The sequence below is a fragment of the Mesorhizobium sp. M2A.F.Ca.ET.043.05.1.1 genome (genome assembly GCF_003952445.1).
Taxonomy (GTDB): Bacteria; Pseudomonadota; Alphaproteobacteria; order Rhizobiales; family Rhizobiaceae; genus Mesorhizobium.
The window spans coordinates 3,399,065-3,419,249 of record NZ_CP034446.1 but is presented as its reverse complement, the minus strand read 5'-3'; the positions used below and the strand labels follow the sequence as shown (position 1 = coordinate 3,419,249).

Here is a 20,185-nt window from a genome sequence, read left to right as displayed (position 1 = left end):
TCATCCGTCGCCTTCGGCGACACCTTCTCCCACAAGGGGAGAAGGGGGAGCCCCGCTACACCAGCGGCTTCAGCCATATCCAAACCGAACCGCCGATCAGCCCCAGGAAGATCAGCCAGCCGACCTGGTTGTTCGACTTGAATAGCTTCAGGCACTGGTCCGGATTGTTGATGTCGAGCCGGATGATCTGGCGCCCCATATGCGCGCCGGCGGCGATCAGTCCCGCCAGCGCCACGATCGGCACCTGCGCCGAGGCGAAGGCGATGGCGAAGCAGATCAGCGCGCCGCCATAGAGCCCGCTAAGCCACATCTTGGTGTTGTCGCCGAACAGCCGCGCCGTCGAGCGCACGCCGACGATGGCGTCGTCTTCCTTGTCCTGATGCGCGTAGATCGTGTCGTAGCCGATCACCCACAGGATCGAGCCGATATAGAGCATGATTGCCGGGCCATCGATGTCGCCGAACTCGACCGCCCAGCCCATCAGCGCGCCCCAGGAGAAGGCTAAGCCCAGCACGAATTGCGGCCAGTTGGTGATGCGCTTCATGAACGGATAGACCGCGACGATCACGAGCGAAGCGATGCCGAGCGGAATGGCGAAGCTGTTGAACTGCAAGAGCACGGCCAGGCCCACCAGCGCCTGGATAATGACGAAGATCCAGGCCTGGCGGCGCGTCACCTTGCCGGCCGGCAGCGGCCGCGAGCGGGTGCGCTCGACCTGGTTGTCGATGTCCTCGTCGGCGAGATCGTTATAGGTGCAGCCGGCGCCGCGCATGGCGACGGCGCCGATGAAGAACAATACCAGATACCAGGGCGCCGGAAGCAGCGTCAGCAGCGGGTCGGTCGGACGCGGATAGGCGCCCGCGGCAAGCGCTGCCGACCACCAGCAGGGCCATAACAGGAGTTGCCAGCCGATCGGCCGGTCCCAGCGCGCAAGCTGCGCGTAAGGCCACAGCCAGCGCGGCAGCACCCGGTAGACCCAATGGCCGCTCGGCGCGTCGGCGACGCGGCCCTGGATCGCTTTCGACTGGACGGTTTCCATCACGCTGGAGTGGCAGCAGCAGGCAGCGCCGTCAAGCGGCCGTGGTGTCGCTCAAGCGCCGAAAACTCAGGCGGTGAAAACATCGTGACCGGCAAACCATGCCTTGGCGACCTCGATGAAGGCCGTGGCCGCCTTCGACAGGCGCTGGCGTGTGTCATGCGTCAGGATGATGCGCTGCATCGGCAGCGGATCTGAGAGCGGCTTTAAGACCAGCGGCAGCCCGTCATAGCTGCGGTCGCCATGGGGCCTGGTATAGCTGACGGCGACGCCGAAGCCGTTGGCCACCATGGAGCGCTGCAATTCGAACGAGCTCGTCGTCGCCCGCGCGATCGGCGACAGGCCGCGGCTGAGGAAGAGGTCCAGCATATGCTGCCAGCTATGCGGCTGGTCGGTGGTGATCAGCGGATGCTGCGCAAGCTCGGCCAGGCTGACGGCATGCTTGTCCGCCAGCACGTGGCCTGCCGGCAGAAGCGCGTGCGGCCGCAATTCATGCAGGAGAATGCGCTTGAAATGCCCGGGAAGCCCGAGATCATAAGTGAGGCCGAGATCGACGGCGCTGTCGGCCAGGCGCCGCCCCAGGGTCTCGAAAGTCTCGTCGCCGATGACGACGGTGACGGCCGGGCAGCGTTCTGCGAAGGCGCGCATCAGCGCCGGCGCGAAATAGGGCGCCAGGTCCTCGAAGCAGCCGAGCACCAGCTCGCCGCCGATATCGGCGTCGCGCGATCCGAGCGCCGCCAGCTCGTCCGCCTCGCCCAACACCTGCCTTGCCTTGGCGACGGCCCTGCGGCCGAAAGATGTCAGCGCAACGCCGCTGCCCCGCTGGCGCACGAAGAGCTTCTGGCCGAGCGCGTCCTCGACATGGTCGATCGCCACCGAGATCGAAGGCTGCGACACGTTCAGCGCCTGGGCCGCCATGGTGACGCTGCCATGGCGGGCGACGGCGACGACATAGCGCAACTGCGTGAGTGTGAACTTCATAGGTCAAAACTATAAGCAGGATGACAAGTTATTATTTTACGTAATGTGAGGCTCTTGCGATAGTCGGTCATCGACAAGCAGGAGAGCACGATGGCCAGCCCGAAGATCGACGCCGCGACGATTGCCGATTACCAGCGTGACGGCGCGGTCTGCATCCGGGGCGCCTTCAAGGACTGGGTCGACGTCATCGCCGACGGCATCGAGCGCAACATCCAGAACCGGAGCGCCACGGCCTCCGACATCGCCGGCGGCAAGGGCAGCTTCTTCGACGACTACTGCAATTGGGAGCGCATCCCGGAATTCGTCAGGATCGTCAGGGAATCGCCTGCGGCAGAACTCGCGGCCGCCGTCATGCAGTCGCGCAGCGCCCAGTTCTTCCACGACCACGTCCTGGTCAAGGAGCCCGGCACGCAGAAGCCGACGCCCTGGCACCAGGACATTCCCTATTACTTCGTCGACGGCAGCCAGACGGTGAGCTTCTGGATCCCGATCGACCCGGTGAAGGAAGCGACGCTGCGGCTGATCGCCGGCTCGCACAAATGGGAAAAGATGGTGCTGCCGGTGCGCTGGCTGAACGACGCAAATTTCTATGCCGGCGAGGGCGACTATTTGCCGGTGCCCGATCCCGACAACGACCCGTCGATGAAGGTGCTCGAATGGGAGATGGAGCCGGGCGACGCCATCCTGTTCGATTTCCGCACCGCCCATGGCGCGCGCGGCAACATGACCTCGGCGCGGCGCCGCGCGCTGTCGCTGCGCTGGGTCGGCGACGACGCGCATTATGTCGAGCGCCCCGGCCGCACCTCGCCGCCCTATCCCGGCCACGACATGAAGCCGGGCCAGAAGCTGCGCGAGGACTGGTTCCCCGTTATCTATCAGAGCTGAGCGGCCCTGCTTCGTCATCCACGGGGCGGCTTCGACAGTCCCCGGCGTTTGCCCTGCTTTCCCGTGCGCAATTGCCGCCAAAATGCCAAGACGCCTTGACCCGCCGCCCGCGGACCAATAGCGGGTTCTGGGAGACGATCAGCAAGAGGTGGCCATGAACGTTCTTCTTCTCGGCTCGGGTGGCCGCGAACATGCGCTCGCCTGGAAGATCTCCGCCTCACCGCTGCTGACGAAGCTTTATGCCGCGCCTGGCAATCCGGGCATCGGCCGTGTCGCCGAACTGGTAAAGCTCGATGTCGCCGACCATTCCACCGTCGCCGCCTTCTGCCAGGAAAAGAAGATCGACCTCGTCGTGGTCGGCCCTGAAGGCCCGTTGGTCGCCGGCATCGCCGATGATCTGCGCGCCTGGGGCATCCGCGTCTTCGGTCCGTCCAAAGCGGCGGCCAGGCTCGAGGGCTCGAAGGGCTTCACCAAGGATCTTTGCGCCAAATTCAACATCCCGACCGCCGCCTATGGCCGTTTCGACGACCTTGCCTCGGCGAAAGCCTATGTCGAGAAGACCGGCGCGCCGATCGTCATCAAGGCCGACGGGCTCGCGGCCGGCAAGGGCGTCACCATCGCCATGACGCTCGATGAGGCGAACGCCGCGCTGGAAGCCTGTTTCGACGGTGCCTTCGGCGCCGCCGGCGCCGAGGTCGTGGTCGAGGAATACCGGCGAGGAGGCGAGCTTCTTCTGTCTGTGCGACGGCGCCACGGCGCTGCCCTTCGGCACCGCGCAGGACCACAAGCGCGTTGGCGACGGCGATACCGGGCCGAACACCGGCGGCATGGGCGCCTATTCGCCGGCGCCGGTGATGACGCCCGAAATGACCGAGCGCACCATGCGCGAGATCATCGAGCCGACCATGCGCGGCATGGCCAATCTCGGCGCGCCTTTTGCCGGCATCCTCTTCGCCGGCCTGATGATCACCGACCAGGGCCCCAAGCTCATCGAATACAACACCCGCTTCGGCGATCCCGAATGCCAGGTGCTGATGATGCGGCTGAAGGACGACCTGCTCGTCCTCCTCAACGCCGCCGTCGACGGCCAACTCGCGCATATGTCGATCCGCTGGAGCGACGAGACGGCGCTGACCGTGGTGATGGCCGCGAGGGGCTATCCCGGCACGCCGGAAAAGGGTTCGGTCATCCGCGGCCTCGACGAGGCCGAGCGTGATGGCGCCCAGATTTTCCACGCCGGCACCGCCATCAATGGCGGCGCGCTGGTCGCCAATGGCGGCCGCGTGCTCAACGTAACCGCGCTCGGCAAGGCCGTCGGCGAGGCGCAGGCCAAGGCCTATGCGGCGATCGAGCACATCGACTGGCCGCAGGGCTTTTACCGGCACGACATCGGCTGGCAGGCCGTGGCGCGCGAGAAGACCGGCGCGTAACCCAGCTCAGGCGGCCGCGCTCTTTCGTCCGCCGCGCGCCCAGGCCGGCAGCCAGTCGCCATGCGCGGCAAGCAGGTCGTCGACTAGCGACCAGATCTGGTCGAGATCGAGCTCGGCGGCGGTGTGCGGGTCCATCATCGCCGCGTGGTAGATGTGCTCGCGGTTCTCGTTGATCAGCGCCCGCACTGTCAGTTCCTGCACATTGATGTTGGTGCGGATCAGCGCCGTCAGCTGCGGCGGCAGGTCGCCGATATAGGTCGGCTGGATGCCGGAGGCGTCGACCAGGCACGGCACTTCCGCCGCGCAGCCGAAAGGCAGCGAGGTGATGCAGCCATTGTTGCGGACATTGCCGTAGATCACCGACGGCTCGCCGGTCCACACCGAATTCATGATCGAGGAGGCATATTCCCTGGACTGCTCGACCTCGATGCGATCGGCCGAGCGATAGGCTTCAGCCTGGCCCTTCCAGCGCTCGATCTGCTCGATGCAACGTTTTGGATATTCATCCAACGGAATGCCGTATTTCTCGATCAGGTCGGGACGCCCGTCCTTGATGAAATAGGGCGTGTATTCGGCGAAATGCTCCGAGCTTTCGGTGACGAAATAGCCGAGCCGCGTCAGCATCTCGTAGCGCACCTTGTTCGGGCAGCGCGGGTTCCAGCCGGGCTTCGGCGCGCGGCCTTCGCGATAGGCGCGCACGAGGTCGGGATAAAGGTCGCGATAGCTGCCGTCCGGCTGGCGATGCTCGAATTTGAGATAGAACGCCATGTGGTTGATGCCGGCCGAGCGATAGCGGATCTCCTCGTAGGGAAGGTCGAGGTCGTGCGCCAGCTCCATTGCCGTACCCTGCACCGAATGGCAGAGCCCGACCTGCTTGATCGTGGGGTATTTCTCTGCGATCGCCCAGGTGTTGATCGCCATCGGGTTGACATATTGCAGCATGATCGCCTCGGGGCAGACGGCGAGCATGTCCTCGCAGATCTTCCACAGATGCGGCACGGTCCTCAGGCCCCGCATGATGCCGCCGACGCCGAGCGTGTCGGCGATGGTCTGGCGCAGGCCGTATTTCTTCGGCACCTCGAAATCGGTGACGGTGCATGGCTCATAGCCGCCGATCTGGAAGGCGACCACGACGAAGTCGGCGCCTTTCAGCGCCTTGCGCTGGTCCGAATAGGTCTCGGCCTTCGCCTTGACGCCGAGCGTCGCGATCAGCTTGTTGACGACGATGGCGCTTTCTTCCAGCCGCTGCGGATTGATGTCCATCAGCGCGATCGTAGCGCCCGACAGTGCCGGCCGCTGCAGCACGTCGCCGACGATGTTCTTCATGAACACCGTCGAGCCGGCGCCGATGAACGCGATCCTGGGATTCTTTGCCACTTTTGAAGCCTCCGGCCTTGTCTACGCCACCTCGAAAGCGGCCCTGACGAGCCGTTCGGTGTAGGCGGTCTTGGGATTGGAAAGGACCTCGTCGACAGGTCCCTGTTCGACGATCCTGCCGTGCTGCATGACGATGACGCGGTGGCACAGCGCCCGCACCACCTTGAGGTCGTGCGAGATGAAGAGGTAGCTCAAGCCGCGCTCGTCCTGCAGCTTGCGCAGCAGATCGATGATCTGCGCCTGGACCGAAAGATCGAGCGCCGATGTCGGTTCGTCGAGCAGGATGAATTCCGGCTCCAGCGCAATGGCGCGCGCGATCGCGATGCGCTGCCGCTGGCCGCCCGAGAATTCATGCGGAAAGCGCGACAGGATGTTGCCGGGCATGCCGGCGCTGACCAGCGCCTCGCGCACCCGCTCGACCCGTTCGCGCCGCGTCGCTCCCAGCCTGTTGACGACCAGTCCTTCCTCGATGATCTGGCCGATCGTCATGCGCGGATTGAGCGAGGAGAACGGATCCTGGAAGACGATCTGCATGCGCGAGCGCAGCGGCCGCATCTCGGCGCGCGACAGCGTCTCGATCGGCTGGCCGTCGAAACGGATCTCGCCGCGCTTGGCGTCTTGTAGCCTGAGCAGCGCCTGGCCGAAGGTGGTCTTGCCGGAGCCGGATTCGCCGACCAGCCCCAGCGTCTCGTGGCGGCAGAGCTTCAGGTCGAGATCGTCGACTGCGACCAGCTCGCGCCAGTCGGGTTTGAGGAACGTGCCGTGGCGCAGCATGAAGCAGACGCGCACGCCATTCGCCTCGAGGATTGGGCCGGACCCCTCCGGCAACGGCTGCGGCCGGCCATGCGGTTCGGAGGCGAGCAGCCGCTGCGTGTAGGGATGCTGCGGATTGGCGAAGAGCCGCTCGGTGACATTGTGCTCGCGCATCTCGCCATGCTGCGTGACATAGACATAGTCGGAGAATTTGCGCACCACGGTGAGGTCGTGGGTGATCAGGATCACCGCCATCTTCAGCTCCTTCTGAAGATTGCGGATCAGGTTGAGGATCTGCGCCTGCACCGTGACGTCGAGCGCGGTGGTCGGCTCGTCGGCGATCAGCACATCGGGGTCGTTGGCCAGGGCCATCGCGATCATCACGCGTTGCCGCTGCCCGCCGGAGAGCTGATGCGGATACTGCTTGAGCCGCGCTTCCGGTTCGGGAATCTGGACATGCTTGAGAAGCTCGAGCGCCCGCGCCCAGGCCTCCCTGCGGCTCACCTTGCGATGCACCCGGATCGCTTCGACGATCTGGCCGCCGACTGTGTAGATCGGGTTGAGCGAGCTCATCGGTTCCTGGAAGAGCATCGAGATGCGATTGCCGCGCAGCTTGCGCCGGGCGGCCTCGGGGAATTTCAGGATGTTCTGCCCGAGATAGTCGACGCTCGAGCGTGGCGACACGGTCGCCCGCCGCGACAGCAACCCCATGACCGTGCGTGCGGTCACCGATTTGCCGGAACCGGATTCGCCGACAATGGCGATGGTCTCGCCGCGATAGAGCTGGAACGAGACGTCCTTCACCGCCTCGACGGTGCCGTGCTCGACCTTGAAGGCGACCTCGATGTTGCGGGCATCGATGATGGGCTGTTCATGGCGCGCGGCGTGGTCGAGCCGGACGGCCGGTGCGAAATTCTCCGCGAGCGCGATCGTCGTCATCCCGGCCACCTCAATAAGGATCGACGGCATCGCGCAGGCCGTCGCCCAGCGCGTTGAAGGCAAACACGGTGACCAGCACGAAGCCGACCGGCGACAGTATCCACGGATAGGTGCCGATGACCGAATAGGTCGCCGTATCCTGCAGCATCAGCCCCCAGGAGATCAGCGGCGGCTTCACCGCGAAGCCGAGGAAGCCGAGGAAGGCTTCGAGCAGCACAACCGTCGGGATGGCGATCGTCACCGCGACGATCACATGGCTCATCACATTGGGAAAAATGTGCTGGACGATGATGCGCCGGTCGGTGGCGCCGACCGCCATGGCGGCGCGCACATAGTCGATCCGCGCCAGCGCCAGCGTCTTGCCGCGCACCTCGCGCGACATCTGCGCCCAGCCCAGCGCCGACATGACGATGATGACGAAGGCGAGGAAGACATTGGTCGGCGCGGTGACCGGGATCAATGTCGTCAGCGCGAGATAAAGCGGCAGCTGCGGGAAGGCGAGCACCAGCTCGACGAAGCGCTGCATCCAGATATCGAACTTGCCGCCGAAATAGCCGGAAACCATGCCGACGGTGGTGCCGATAACGGTGATGATGAAGACCACCGTCAGCGCGATCATCAACGAGACGCGCGAGCCGTGGATGGCGCGCGACAGCACGTCGCGGCCGAACTTGTCGGTGCCGAGGAAATGCACCGGCTGGCCGTCCATCGACCCGAACAGGTGCCGGTCGGCCGGGATCAGCCCGAACAGCCTGTAGGGCGCGCCCTCGACGAAGAAGCCGAGCAGGCGCGGGTGGTCGTAGTCGGGGCCGACGATCGGCTGGAAGGTAACCGGATCGAGATCGGCCGAGTCGGCCAGCGCATAGATCCTCGGCCGGAAGGTGAAGTTGCCGTCCTTGTCATGAAAGCCCGGCACCTGCGGCGGCGCGAAGGCGACATCGGTCGCCTTCGGATCCGAGGGTGCGATGAAATCCGCGAACACCGCCATGACGAGCAGAAGCACGACCAGGAAGAGCCCGGCCATGCCGGTCCAGGAGCGCTTCAGCCGCCGCCAGACCAGCGCGATATAGCTTTCGTTGCCATGCGCCGGCTCGGCGATGGCCACGCCTTCGCCTGGCGGCGGCGGGGAGGGATCGCGCGCCAGCATCTAGCGCTCCCCGAACTGGCGGATGCGGGGATCGAGCAGCACCAGCAGCATGTCGGCGATGATGTTGCCGACGATCAGCGTCGCCGAGAGCACCATCATGAAGGTGGCGGTCACATAGACGTCCCCCACCGCCATCGAACCGACGATGGCCGGTCCGACGGTCGGCAGCGCGAAGATGATCGCCGTCTCGATCTCGCCGGTCAGCATATAGGGCAGCACCACGCCCTGATACATGACCAGCGGATGCAGCGCATTAGGCACGGCATGCCGCATGACGACCGCGCCGCCGGTCAAGCCCTTGGCCTTGGCCGTCTCGACATATTGCATGTTCAGTGTGTCGAGCAGATTGCCGCGCATGACGCGCATGTTGTAGGCGAGGCCGCCGAAGGTCGCGATCGCCACCACCGGCCAGACATGCCTGACCAGGTCGACGAACTTCGCCCACGACCATGGCGCGCCGCCATATTGCGGCGAGAAGAACGAGCCGATCTCCGAGACGTTGAACTGGAAGACCAGCAGATAGACGATGATCAGCGCCATCAGGAAGCGCGGCACCGTCATCCCGAGGAACGAGATCGCCGAGAGCGTGGAGTCGATCCAGCTATACTGCCTTGTCGCCGCCCATATGCCGAAGGTTATGCCGAGCACCGAGGCGAGCAGGTGGCAGACCAGCGCGAGCAGCAGCGTGCGCGGCAGGCGTTCGCCCACGACGTCGGCCACCGGCTTGTTGTAGTAGAGGCTGTAGCCGAAATCGCCGCGGGTGATGATGCCGCCGATCCAGTTGAGATACTGGACGGGCAACGGCTTATCCAGGCCGTGCTCGACGCGATAGGCCTGTGCCTGCGCCTCTGCCTGCGCATAGGAGGCCCCGCCCTGGTTGATCAGCTGCGATTTGATGTAGTCGGCATAGTCGCCAGGCGGCGCCTGGATGATGGCGAAGGTGACCAGGCTCAGAATGGCGAGGACGGGAACGGCCGAGGCGATGCGCATGAGCAGGAATCGCAACATGGACGGTCTGCTTCCTTTCTGGCCGGTCACGCATTCGATGCGTTTGGAGGATTTGCTTTGTCCGGCCGCGCCGCAACGCGGCCGAACATCTCTTCGTCAGGGGAGGTAAAGCTTAATCCATCGGTCCCTTATCGCCAGGCTTGCCGGGCAGTTCGTTGGGGAACAATTCGTATTTTGCCTGCTTGTCCGCCTTGACGAACACACGCTCGCGGATGATCGAATCCTCGGCCCAGTTGAACATGTAGATCGGCGTGCCCTGGGGGATGTTGGAGAAGCGCTTGTTGACGATCAGCGCGCCCGGATATTCCGTCAGGCCGACATTGTAGACATGCTCGGTCGAGATCTTCTGGAACTTTCGCATCAGCTCGGCACGCTGGTCGTTGTCCTGCGTCGACACGAATTTGTTGACGATGTCGACGAGGTCCTTCTCGAACGGCATCAGGTCGACCTGGCCGCTTTCCGGCGCGCGATGGTTCCAGCTGGTCTTCGGGCCGACCGGCGCCAGCTGCTCGGTGTTTTGAACGACGGAGGTGAGCTCGGTCTCGTTTCGCCGGATCAGCCAGTCGAAGCGGCCGGAATATTGCGTGGCATCGCGCTGCGTGCCGTTGAGCCCGTTGAGCACGACCCGGAGGCCGAGCTTCTCCATCTGCGCGACCACGCCTTCGGCAAGGCTCTTGTCGGTCGTATAGTCGTTGTTGACCAGCATCACGATCTCGACATCCTTGCCGCCTGCGGTGCCGGCCGGGAAGTTCGCGATGCCGTCGCCATCCGTATCCTTGAGGCCGGCCTTGGCGAGCAATGCTTTTGCGCCTTCGAGGTCGAACGGATAGTAGACCGTCGACTTGCGGTCATAGAAGCTGGTGCCGGATGAGAAGCCGCCCGGATAGATGGCGGTGAACGGACCCTTGACCAGCGAGTCGCCTAGCGCCTTGCGGTCGAGCGCCATGGTGACGGCCTTGCGGAAGTCCTCGTTGCGGTTGAGCTCGCGGATCGCCTGGCCGCGCTCGTCCGGGTTGCCCCAGCCATTGGCGGAAAAATTCATGCGCAGATTGTAGCCGATGAGACGCGGGCCGAAGGCGAGGCGTGCCGGCGCGTTCTTATCGGCCGCGCGCTTCAGCGAGGCGACGAAGTTCTCCGGCTGTTCGAGGTTGGAGAAATCGCCCGAGCCGGCAACAGCCTGCACGTCGCGGTCGGCCCAGGTCGAGAGCTTGTAGTGCAGCTCGTTGAGATAGGGCAGCTGGTTGCCCTTCTCGTCGACCTTCCAATAATAGGGGTTGCGGCGCATGACGATGATGTCGTCCGGCCGGTATTCGACCGGCACCCAGGCGCCCATCACCGGCATGTTCATATATTCCGGCGGGAAGGCGTTCTTGAACTGGTCATAGGTGTTCTTCGAATATTTCGGGTGCTGCGGCTTGAGGATGTGCGAGGGGCCAGGGCAGAAAGTGCCATAGGCCATGGCATAGAGATATTGCCGCGGGAACGCCTCCTTGAACGTCCACTCGACAGTGTAGTCGTCGATCTTCTTCAGCGTCGTGCCGACGCCGAAAGTCTCCGGGGTGGCGCCGTTGAGCGGCGAGACGTTTGGATCGACCACCTCGTCATCCCAGTAGAACATGACGTCGTCGGCATTGAAGGGCGCGCCGTCGGACCATTTGGCGCCTTCGATCAGATGCATGGTCAGCTTGTGGCCGTCGCTCGACCAGTCCCAGCTCTTGGCGAGGTTGGGCAGCGGCTCGGTGTCCTTGGCCTCGACCTGGAACAGCGGCGCCGTGCGCGTCAGGCATTCGGACAGCCCGATGTCGATACCGCCCCAGCCTTGCGTTTGGCCCGCGCCGTAGTTCCAGCCTTCCGGCCGGCCGCCGATGACATGGCGCATCGTGTCGCCATAGACGCCGATGCCGTCCGGCATGTTGGCCGTCTTGAAGACCAGCGGTTCCTTCGGCAGCCTGTCCTTGACCGGCGGCAGCTTGCCGGTCTTGACATATTTCTCGGTCACCCAGTCCGGCTCGTGATATTCGGGCAGCGCCTTGAACTCCAGGATGGAGTCGCGCGCCACATAGTGGATCTTGCCCTCGGCCGGGAATGTCGCAGGCTGCGGCGGGATCGTCGGCTCGGAAGCGAAGGCGTTGAGCGCATGGACTGAAACGCCGAGCATCAGCCCGGCGGCAATGGCAGTTCTACGAAAAGTCCTCATAGTCTCCTCCCAGATGTTTTTGGACGTCTGCTGCTGCCCGCCTCTTGTGAATTTCTTGCCGAGCTGCCTCCTGCGACCCGGCCTGCTTGCCTTTAGGCCTCAGCCGGCCTGTTTCAGAGCCGCCTTTTCGGCGCGTAGTTCCTCGATCGAGCGCACGTTGCGCCGCGCGGCACCCGCCCATTCGCGGGTCTTGACGTGTGCTTTCGAAAGCCGCTCCTTCGCCGCCGGAACGGCGTGCGCATATTGCGGCAGCCATGCGGCTTCAGCGACCACCATCTCGTCCACCATCTGCCAGACCTCTTCCGGCGTCGACACCGCACCCACCAGCGGATCGTGCAGCACGGCGAGCTTCAAGAGATCGATGTCGCCGGCGATCGCCGCATGCACCGACATGCGCTGCACGTTGATCGAAGCCATGCAGGTTGCCGCACAGGCTTCCGGCAGCGTGATCCCGGCCGCCATGTTGATGCCGAAACGGTCGACGAAGCCGGGCGATTCGATGATGGCGTCCTGCGGCAGGTTGGTGATCACGCCATTATTCTTGACGTTGAAGTGGCCGCGATAGACGCGGTTGGTCTCCAGCGCCTCGAGGATGTGGCTGGCATGCTCATTGGAGCGTTTGGCCGGATCGATCGGCTTCGAGGCCGCTTCGAGGAATTGCGGATACTCCGTCTCGAACCAGTTGCGGGTTTCGGTCGAGTAGCGGAGATACCCTCCCGTCTCGCCATGGATCCAGTCCGACATGTCGATCCAGCGCGTGATCTCGTCGGGGCGCTTGCGGTACCAGGGCAAATATTCGGAGAGATGCCCGTTGCTTTCGGTCGAATAGACGCCGAAGCGCTTCAGCACGTCGATCCTGAGCTTCTCCTGCTTCGAATAGACCGGATGCGCCTCGAAGGCGGCGACGAGCTCGTCCTTACCGATCGGCCGGCCGTTCAGCTTGAGCTCGATGAACCAGGTCTGGTGGTTGATGCCGGAGCAGACATAGTCGAGCTCTCTGGGCGATTTCGCGCCGAGCACCTCGGCGATCTGTTCGGCGCCGTGCTGCACGCCGTGACAGAGCCCGACCGTGTCGACCTTGCCATATTCGATCGCCGCCCAGGTGTTCATCGCCATCGGGTTGGCATAGTTGAGGAATTTCGCGCCGGTCGCGGCGACCTCGCGAATGTCTTTGCAGAAGTCGAGGATCACTGGAATGTTGCGCTGGCCGTAGAGGATGCCGCCGGCGCAGATCGTGTCGCCGACGCACTGGTCGATGCCATATTTCAGCGGGATGCGAATGTCGTCGGCATAGGCCTCCAGCCCGCCGACGCGCACGCAGCTGATGATGTAGCGCGCGCCCTCCAGCGCCTCGCGGCGATTGGTCGTCGCCGTCACTTTGGTCGGCAGGCTGTTCGCCTCGACGATCCGGTCGAGGATCGCCTTGATCATCCCGAGATTGTGCTCGCTGATGTCGGTCAGCGCGAATTCGATGTCCTGGAATTCAGGCACGCACAGAATGTCGGTGAACAGCTTCTTGGTGAAGCCGACGCTGCCGGCGCCGATAATAGCGATTTTGAAGCTCATCACCTTCACCTCGATCCGTTCGAATGCTAGGCAAGGAGCAAGGGAGAAGGATATGGCCGCACGCAACAGCGCGCATGCCACTCAACGCCGGAAATCCGGCTCTTTCTCCTCCCGCCCGCTCCTCGACCGCGGGTCTTTCGCGTTCTGAGAAGCCGGATTATGCGCTTATTCGCCGGCTCGGCCAGAGAAGGATTATGCTTTCGAGGGTAATTTTGTGCTGCGTGACTTGATCGCCAACGGGGAACTGATGCGGACAATTTCGCTGCCGCGCGGGCGCCAGCGGCTGCATGCCATGCCGACAAGCACCGGCTATGAGGTGCGCGAGGACGAAACCTATGACTGGGACGGCAGGAAGCGTGGCCAGACTCCGTTCACGGTGCTCCAGCATACGATCAGCGGCACCGGGCAGTTGCGCTACGAGAACCGCAACTACCGTCTGCAGGCCAACGACACGCTGCTGGTTCTGGTGCCGCACAACCACCGCTACTGGTTGGGGCAGGGCGATCGCTGGGAATACTTCTGGATCTCCATGAACGGCGAGGAGGCGCTGCGTATCCACAAGTCGATTCTCAGCGTCTCCGGCCCGGTGTTCCGGCTGCAGCCGGCGACCGTCGATCACCTTGCCGATTGCAGCCTGCGCCTCATCAAGGGAGCGGGTTCGCCTGGTGCGGCCTCCGCGATCGCCTATGAGGCGGCGATGGCGCTCTACGACGATGTCTTCGGCTCGCATGCCTTCGCCGAGAAGCAAAGCGCCATGCAGCCGGTCATCGATCACATCAACGCCAATCTCGACAAGCCACTGCCGGTGGCGGAGCTAGTCGGGATCAGCGGCCTCAGCCGCGCCCATTTCTCGCGCTGCTTTGCCGAGAGCGAAGGATTGCCGCCTGCCGAGTTCGTGCTGCAGCAGCGCCTGCAGCGCGCGGCCAAGCTGCTCACCAAGGCCGATTTCCTGCCGGTCAAGGAAGTGGCTGTGCTCTGCGGCTTCGAGGATGCGAACTATTTCTCGAAGGTCTTCCGCCGTTTCTACGGCATCACCCCGACGCAGTTCCGCACCACCGGCATGTATGCGAGCCTCGGCAACCATCGCTGATGCTTGGGATTCAGTGCCGCCTACGGTCCAGAGCGGTCGAAGCGGTCTTGACCGGATCGGCGGCGGCAAAGGCCGCGTCGACCTGCTCGGGTGTGCGCTGCTCGGTCCGCTTCCAGGCGACATATTGCACGATGCCGAAGCTCGGGCGCTGCGGCACCGTCTTCACCACCGGCATGCGGAAGCCGTCGCGGAATTTTTCCCAGCGCGCGCCGAGCACCGCGACCATTTCCTCGACGGTCGGTGGTGTCGCCACATCGGCATAGGTGATGGTGACCTTGCCGGCGAGCGCCTTTTCGCGCGAGAGCGGCACCGGGATCGAAGCGAGATAGTCAGTCGGCACGTCGAGCAAACCGCCAAACGCCCATTGCTGGCGCAATTGGTCGGCGCTCATCGGCGCGACGCTGACATCGATGTCGTTGGGCGTGCCAGGTACGCGGTAGGGGCAGCGGAAACGGCCGCAATTGGCCTGCGCCGAGAATTGCCACAGCGCATAGCCCTGCCAGTTGCCCATCGGGAAATGCACGTCGATGTCGGGCTTGTAGCGCGCATACCAGAGCGGCAGCCGCGACAGCAGTCGATACTGGTAACGGTTGTCGGCGATGTACTGGGCCGTCTTGCCGTTGACATAGAGCACCGGGAAGCGGCCGACGCGGCGATGCACCTGGCGCACGAATTCCTCGGCGTCCTCCAGCGACATCCATTGCGTCGGATCGATGCCTTCGATGTCGAGAGCCATCAGCTCATCCGGGGCCGGTTCCGCGAAATCGATGAAATTATTGGCCTGCTCGACCGGGTTGCCGGGCCGCGCCAGGTGATAGGCGCCCCATTTCAGGCCGAGCGCCTTGGCCACGATCTTGCGCGTCTGGAATAGCTCGCGCGTCACCGCATAGCGCTTCCACTGCGCCTTGCAGAGTTTGACGTCGGCCTCGGCGCCGAAGCAGAAGTAGGGCGGAGGCAGCCCGTCGGACGCCTTGTTGATGAAGCCGGCGACGCGCTTGTCGGTGACGAGCTGCTGCCAGTCGATCGAATTGTATTCATAGGCGTCGATCACCAGCGGGCGGGCGGCATTCTTCCACGGCTCGGAGAAATCCGAGGCCTGTGCCGCCGTACCCAGCGCAACCGCCGCAGCGAGAAACGCCAGGCGGCGAAGAGGGCGCGCCAGCTTTTTCAATCAGGGTGTCCCCACTGACCAGGGAACGATCCTGAACCGCTATGGTTAAGGAATTGCTTTCACAACATCGGCTTGCTTCCGTCCGCTCCAAAACATCAAAAAAGTATCGGTCGGGTGGACAAGCCGTGGTGGCAGGGGCTTCAATTGCCGCCTAAGCTTTCGATAACGGCGGCCAGTGGGAAGAGGCGGGCCCGCCTGACGAAGCGCAGCAACCTGTCACAAGACCGGACCCGCGCGGGGAGGAAAATGAACATGAATCCGGACCTGGAAGTCGTCCAGATCAGACAGGGAGAGTCGTTCAAGGCCTGGGCCCACGGCTATCCTTTCCGCACCGTTCGCTGGCACTTCCACCCCGAATACGAACTGCATCTGGTCGTCGCCACCACCGGCCGTTATTTCGTCGGCGACTTCATCGGCGAATTCGAGCCGGGTAATCTGGTGCTTACCGGGCCGAATCTGCCGCACAATTGGGTCAGCGACGTGCCGCCGGGCGAGACCGTGCCGCTGCGCGGCCGCGTCGTGCAGTTCTCCGAAGAATTCATCGCCAGCGCTTCAGCTGCCTTGCCCGAACTTGCCGCCTGCGCCGGCATCCTCGAAACCAGCCGCCGCGGCGCGCTGTTCTCGCCGGCGACGGCCGAACTTGCGGCGCCCCTGCTGGCGGAGCTGACCGAGGCGCAGGGCGTGCGCCGCCTGTCGCTGTTCATGGCCGTGCTCGATATCTTGAACCGCGCCGGCGATGTCCGCACGCTGGCCAGCGCCGGCTATCTGCCCGACCCCTCCGGCTTCATGTCGGCAGGCATCAACCAGGCGCTCGCCTATATCAATTGCCACCTGACCGAGCCGTTCAGCGAAGGAACGCTGGCCGAGATCGCCGGGCGCAGCCCAAGCGCCTTCTCGCGCAGCTTCCGCCGGCACACCGGCATGGCGCTGGTGCAATATGTCAACCGCCTGCGCATCAATCTTGCCTGCCAGCTCTTGATGAGCGAGGTGCAGATGTCGATCACCGAGATCTGCTACGCCGCCGGCTACAACAACATCTCGAATTTCAACCGTCAGTTCCTGGCGCAGAAAGGCATGTCTCCTTCGCGCTTCCGGGCGTTGCTGGCTGAGAATATCAACGCGGAGATTGCCGCCTAACAGGGAGGAACCGGGAGGAGCTCAAGGCGATTCCGAGAGGAATTGCGTCAAGACCAAAGAGACATTCAGGGAAATCCAGCATTCAGGAGGATGTTTGCGCGGCTTGCCAGGATCAGATCGATCCTGAGCCGACTGATCATACTCCTTTCAACAGTTAGACATGCAGTCAAGGCCTGGCGCGCCGTTCACCGCGCAGGTCCTCGTGAAACCATTTCTCGAAAGGGAGACATTCGAATGACCAGACATGCTTGGAAATCGCCGTTTGCCTTGAAATCGACGATCGCGGCTGTTTTCGCCTTCTCGCTGCTCGGCAGCACGGCAGCGTTTGCAGACACCGTCACCGATGCAACGGTGGCCTTCCTGATGCCCGACCAGGCATCGACCCGCTACGAGCAACACGACTATCCGGGCTTCGTCGCCGAGATGAAGAAGCTCTGCCCCGGCTGCAAGGTGATCTACCAGAACGCCGATGCCGATGCCGCGCGCCAGCAGCAGCAGTTCAATTCGGTGATCTCGCAGGGCGCCAAGGCGATCGTGCTCGATCCGGTCGATTCCACCGCCGCGGCCTCGCTGGTGAAGCTGGCGCAGAGCCAGGGCGTCAAGGTGATCGCCTATGACAGGCCCATCCCGACGGCGCCCGCCGATTTCTACGTCTCCTTCAACAATGAAGGCATCGGCAAGGCGATCGCCGATTCGCTGGTCGAGCACCTCAAGGCGCTTAAGGTCGATCCGGCCACTGGCGGCCTGCTGCAGATCAACGGCTCGCCGACCGACGCCGCCGCCGGCCTGATCAAGAAGGGCATCCATGAGGGCCTCGACAACAGCGGCTATCCGATCCTGGCCGAGTTCGACACGCCGGAATGGGCGCCGCCGAAGGCCCAGCAATGGGCGAGCGGCCAGGTCACCCGCTTCGGCGCCAAGATCCTCGGCGTCGTCGCCGCCAATGACGGCACCGGCGGCGGCGCGATCGCCGCCTTCAAGGCGGCCGGCGTCGATCCGGTTCCCCCGGTGACCGGCAACGACGCGACGATCGCGGCGCTGCAGCTGATCATCGCCGGCGACCAGTACAACACAATCTCCAAGCCGAGCGAGATCGTCGCCGCCGCCGCGGCCAACGTCGCCGTCAAGCTGTTGTCGGGCGAGACGCCGAAGGCCGAGATGACGCTCTACGACACGCCCTCGCAGCTCTTCACGCCGGCGGTGGTGACGCAGGAGAACCTCAAGGCTGAGATCATCGACAAGAAGATCAACACGGCCGCCGAACTCTGCGTCGACCGCTATGCCGAAGGCTGCAAGAAGCTCGGCATCACCAACTGATCAAGTGGCATCCGGCCGCCCCTCGGCGGCCGGATGTCCGGGCAACGACTGTCAAGAAAGGCGGCGCATGAGCGAAAGTCCTGAAGGGTCGGCTTCCGTCGGTGAGCTGGTGCTCAGCTTGCGCGGCATATCGAAGAATTTCGGGGCCGTCTCGGCGCTAACCGATATCGATTTCGACGTCCATGCCGGCGAGGTCGTAGCCTTGGTCGGCGACAATGGCGCCGGAAAGTCGACGTTGGTCAAGATCCTTGCCGGTGTTCATCAGCCGAGCTCGGGGACGATCAATTTCCGCGGCCGGTCGGTCACGCTGCCTGACCCGCGCGCGGCGCTCACGCTCGGCATCGCCACGGTGTTCCAGGATCTCGCGCTCTGCGAGAACCTCGATGTCGTCGCCAACATTTTCCTCGGCAACGAGCTCAGCCCGTTGCGACTGGACGAGGTGGCTATGGAGATGCGTGCCTGGACGCTGCTCAACGAATTGTCGGCGCGCATTCCGAGCGTCCGCGAGGCGGTCGCCTCGCTGTCCGGCGGCCAGCGCCAGACGGTGGCGATTGCGCGCTCGCTGCTGCTCGAGCCGAAACTCATCCTGCTCGACGAGCCGACCGCCGCGCTCGGAGTCGCCCAGACGGCGGAAGTGCTCAACCTCATCGACCGCGTCCGCGCGCGCGGTCTCGGCGTCGTCATGATCAGCCACAACATGGAGGATGTCCGCGCCGTCGCCGACCGCATCGTGGTGCTGAGGCTCGGGCGCAACAACGGCGTCTTCGAGCCGGATGCCTCGAACCAGGACCTGGTGAGCGCCATCACCGGCGCGTCGAACAACGCGGTGTCGCGGCGCGTCGAGCGCCTGCGCATGGAACGCGATCACAGCGCACAGGCGGGGGAGCCGCGTCCATGACGGAGCAAGGCAATTCGACTCCCCTGGCGCTCGACCGCGCCGATGCGCGCGTGAAGCATGAGGCAGGCATCGGCGGCGCGGTTCGCGCCTTCCTCGATCGCGTGCGCAGCGGCGATCTCGGCTCGCTGCCGGTCATCGTCGGTCTCGTGGTGATCTGGACGGTCTTCACCAGCCTCAACCCGATCTTCGTGTCGAGCAGCAATCTGGTCAACCTCCTGTTCGACTGCTCGACGGTCGGCGTCATTGCGCTCGGCATCGTCTGCGTGCTGATAGTCGGCGAGATCGACCTGTCCGTCGGCTCGATCAGCGGCTTCGCCTCGGCCATGGTCGGCACGCTCTGGGTCAACCAGGGTTGGCCGGTCGCGCTGGCAATCCTGGCCGCGCTCGCATTCGGCGCCCTGATCGGCTCGCTCTATGCGCTGCTGTTCAACCGGCTCGGCATGCCGAGCTTCGTTTCGACGCTGGCCGGCCTGCTCGCGGTGCTCGGCATGCAGCTCTATATCCTCGGCTCCACCGGCTCGATCAACCTGCCTTACGGCTCGGCTTTGGTGGATTTCGGCCAGCTGATGGTGATGCCGAAATGGGTCTCGCATACGCTTGCCGCGATCCCGGGTTTGGCGATGCTGGTAAGCGGACTCCGCACCGTCGCACGCCGCCGCGCGGCCAATCTCTCGACGCCGTCCGTAGCCGGGCTCGTCCTGCGCGTCGCCACTATTACCATCGGCCTCGAGCTGATCGTCGCCTACCTCAATCAGTCGCGCGGCATCCCCTGGATGTTCGGCCTGTTCGTCGGACTCGTCGTGGCGATGAACTATGCGCTGACCAGGACCAAATGGGGGCGTTCGATGACCGCCGTCGGCGGCAACCGGGAGGCGGCGCGGCGAGCCGGCATCAAGGTACGCGCCATCTATCTCAGCGCCTTCGCGCTGTGCTCGCTCTTTGCCGCGCTCGGCGGCGTCCTTGCGGCCGCCAGGCTTGCTTCCGCCAGCCAGCAGGCCGGCACCGGCGACGTGAATTTGAACGCCATCGCGGCCGCGGTCATCGGCGGCACAAGCCTGTTCGGCGGCCGCGGCAGCGCCTATTCGGCGCTGCTCGGCATCATCGTCATCCAGTCGATCGCCAGCGGGCTGACGCTGCTCGATCTGTCCTCGTCGCTCCGCTACATGATCACCGGTGCCGTTCTGGCCATCGCCGTGATCGTCGACTCCCTCGCGCGCCGCTCCCGTGCCTCGCACGGCCGCGCCTGAACCGTT

Annotated in this window: 15 protein-coding genes and 1 pseudogene; 7 read left to right on the top strand and 9 right to left on the bottom strand. The window is 64.2% G+C overall.

What is annotated here, in order from left to right; translation table 11 throughout:
- Positions 1–55: 55 nt before the first annotated feature.
- Positions 56–1,039 carry a 4-hydroxybenzoate octaprenyltransferase gene (ubiA, locus tag EJ069_RS16825; protein WP_126064766.1) on the bottom strand — a complete coding sequence of 328 codons (984 nt, stop codon included), beginning with the start codon at positions 1,037–1,039 and terminating at the stop codon, positions 56–58.
- 66 nt (positions 1,040–1,105) lie between these two features.
- Complete coding sequence (locus tag EJ069_RS16820; RefSeq protein ID WP_126062254.1) at positions 1,106–2,017, bottom strand: LysR family transcriptional regulator; 912 nt, start codon at positions 2,015–2,017, stop codon at positions 1,106–1,108.
- 90 nt (positions 2,018–2,107) lie between these two features.
- Here EJ069_RS16820 and EJ069_RS16815 point away from each other — a divergent pair, with 90 nt between their 5' ends.
- Positions 2,108–2,902, top strand: a complete 795-nt coding sequence (locus EJ069_RS16815) for a phytanoyl-CoA dioxygenase family protein (RefSeq protein ID WP_189475842.1) — start codon at positions 2,108–2,110, stop codon at positions 2,900–2,902.
- Between the two features lie 154 nt (positions 2,903–3,056).
- Positions 3,057–4,332, top strand: a pseudogene (gene purD / locus EJ069_RS16810) (phosphoribosylamine--glycine ligase).
- 6 nt (positions 4,333–4,338) lie between these two features.
- Here purD and EJ069_RS16805 read toward each other — a convergent pair.
- From EJ069_RS16805 to EJ069_RS16780, 6 genes are all read right to left on the bottom strand, one after another.
- Positions 4,339–5,709, bottom strand: a complete 1,371-nt coding sequence (locus EJ069_RS16805; RefSeq protein WP_126062252.1) for an alpha-glucosidase/alpha-galactosidase — start codon at positions 5,707–5,709, stop codon at positions 4,339–4,341.
- A 21-nt stretch (positions 5,710–5,730) separates the two neighbouring features.
- Positions 5,731–7,401, bottom strand: coding sequence for an ABC transporter ATP-binding protein (locus EJ069_RS16800; RefSeq protein WP_126062251.1), 1,671 nt, complete (start codon positions 7,399–7,401; stop codon positions 5,731–5,733).
- Positions 7,402–7,411: 10 nt separating this feature from the next.
- Positions 7,412–8,548 carry an ABC transporter permease gene (locus EJ069_RS16795; RefSeq protein ID WP_126062250.1) on the bottom strand — a complete coding sequence of 379 codons (1,137 nt, stop codon included), beginning with the start codon at positions 8,546–8,548 and terminating at the stop codon, positions 7,412–7,414.
- Complete coding sequence (locus EJ069_RS16790) at positions 8,549–9,556, bottom strand: ABC transporter permease (protein WP_126062249.1); 1,008 nt, start codon at positions 9,554–9,556, stop codon at positions 8,549–8,551.
- A gap of 112 nt (positions 9,557–9,668) precedes the next feature.
- Positions 9,669–11,753 (bottom strand): ABC transporter substrate-binding protein, encoded by a 2,085-nt coding sequence (locus EJ069_RS16785; protein ID WP_126062248.1) that lies wholly within the window; start codon positions 11,751–11,753, stop codon positions 9,669–9,671.
- 99 nt (positions 11,754–11,852) lie between these two features.
- Complete coding sequence (locus EJ069_RS16780; RefSeq protein ID WP_126062247.1) at positions 11,853–13,319, bottom strand: alpha-glucosidase/alpha-galactosidase; 1,467 nt, start codon at positions 13,317–13,319, stop codon at positions 11,853–11,855.
- A 247-nt stretch (positions 13,320–13,566) separates the two neighbouring features.
- Between EJ069_RS16780 and EJ069_RS16775 the strand changes: the two genes are divergently transcribed.
- Complete coding sequence (locus EJ069_RS16775) at positions 13,567–14,409, top strand: AraC family transcriptional regulator (protein ID WP_126062246.1); 843 nt, start codon at positions 13,567–13,569, stop codon at positions 14,407–14,409.
- A 10-nt stretch (positions 14,410–14,419) separates the two neighbouring features.
- Here EJ069_RS16775 and EJ069_RS16770 read toward each other — a convergent pair whose 3' ends face one another.
- Complete coding sequence (locus EJ069_RS16770; protein WP_245456682.1) at positions 14,420–15,571, bottom strand: glycoside hydrolase family 25 protein; 1,152 nt, start codon at positions 15,569–15,571, stop codon at positions 14,420–14,422.
- A gap of 261 nt (positions 15,572–15,832) precedes the next feature.
- Here EJ069_RS16770 and EJ069_RS16765 point away from each other — a divergent pair, with 261 nt between their 5' ends.
- The 4 genes from EJ069_RS16765 to EJ069_RS16750 all read left to right on the top strand — a co-directional run bounded on the left by EJ069_RS16765 (position 15,833) and on the right by EJ069_RS16750 (position 20,179).
- On the top strand, positions 15,833–16,717 hold the full coding sequence (locus tag EJ069_RS16765; RefSeq protein ID WP_126064765.1) for an AraC family transcriptional regulator: 885 nt from the start codon (positions 15,833–15,835) through the stop codon (positions 16,715–16,717).
- Positions 16,718–16,951: 234 nt separating this feature from the next.
- Positions 16,952–18,034, top strand: a complete 1,083-nt coding sequence (locus tag EJ069_RS16760; protein ID WP_126062244.1) for a sugar ABC transporter substrate-binding protein — start codon at positions 16,952–16,954, stop codon at positions 18,032–18,034.
- 67 nt (positions 18,035–18,101) lie between these two features.
- Complete coding sequence (locus EJ069_RS16755) at positions 18,102–18,932, top strand: ATP-binding cassette domain-containing protein (RefSeq protein ID WP_126062243.1); 831 nt, start codon at positions 18,102–18,104, stop codon at positions 18,930–18,932.
- Positions 18,929–20,179 (top strand): sugar ABC transporter permease, encoded by a 1,251-nt coding sequence (locus tag EJ069_RS16750; protein ID WP_126062242.1) that lies wholly within the window; start codon positions 18,929–18,931, stop codon positions 20,177–20,179. Before EJ069_RS16755 ends, EJ069_RS16750 begins: the two co-directional genes overlap by 4 nt.
- Positions 20,180–20,185: the final 6 nt, after the last annotated feature.

Excerpts from the sequence above, each read along its gene's own strand:
- EJ069_RS16800 (WP_126062251.1), bottom strand. The coding sequence starts at position 7,401 with ATGACGACGATCGCGCTCGCGGAGAATTTCGCACCGGCCGTCCGGCTC.
- EJ069_RS16785 (WP_126062248.1), bottom strand. The coding sequence starts at position 11,753 with ATGAGGACTTTTCGTAGAACTGCCATTGCCGCCGGGCTGATGCTCGGC.
- EJ069_RS16795 (WP_126062250.1), bottom strand. The coding sequence starts at position 8,548 with ATGCTGGCGCGCGATCCCTCCCCGCCGCCGCCAGGCGAAGGCGTGGCC.
- EJ069_RS16765 (WP_126064765.1), top strand. The coding sequence starts at position 15,833 with ATGAATCCGGACCTGGAAGTCGTCCAGATCAGACAGGGAGAGTCGTTC.
- ubiA (WP_126064766.1), bottom strand. The coding sequence starts at position 1,039 with ATGGAAACCGTCCAGTCGAAAGCGATCCAGGGCCGCGTCGCCGACGCG.
- EJ069_RS16815 (WP_189475842.1), top strand. The coding sequence starts at position 2,108 with ATGGCCAGCCCGAAGATCGACGCCGCGACGATTGCCGATTACCAGCGT.
- EJ069_RS16750 (WP_126062242.1), top strand. The coding sequence starts at position 18,929 with ATGACGGAGCAAGGCAATTCGACTCCCCTGGCGCTCGACCGCGCCGAT.
- EJ069_RS16790 (WP_126062249.1), bottom strand. The coding sequence starts at position 9,556 with ATGTTGCGATTCCTGCTCATGCGCATCGCCTCGGCCGTTCCCGTCCTC.
- EJ069_RS16820 (WP_126062254.1), bottom strand. The coding sequence starts at position 2,017 with ATGAAGTTCACACTCACGCAGTTGCGCTATGTCGTCGCCGTCGCCCGC.
- EJ069_RS16775 (WP_126062246.1), top strand. The coding sequence starts at position 13,567 with ATGCGGACAATTTCGCTGCCGCGCGGGCGCCAGCGGCTGCATGCCATG.
- EJ069_RS16755 (WP_126062243.1), top strand. The coding sequence starts at position 18,102 with ATGAGCGAAAGTCCTGAAGGGTCGGCTTCCGTCGGTGAGCTGGTGCTC.
- EJ069_RS16780 (WP_126062247.1), bottom strand. The coding sequence starts at position 13,319 with ATGAGCTTCAAAATCGCTATTATCGGCGCCGGCAGCGTCGGCTTCACC.
- EJ069_RS16760 (WP_126062244.1), top strand. The coding sequence starts at position 16,952 with ATGACCAGACATGCTTGGAAATCGCCGTTTGCCTTGAAATCGACGATC.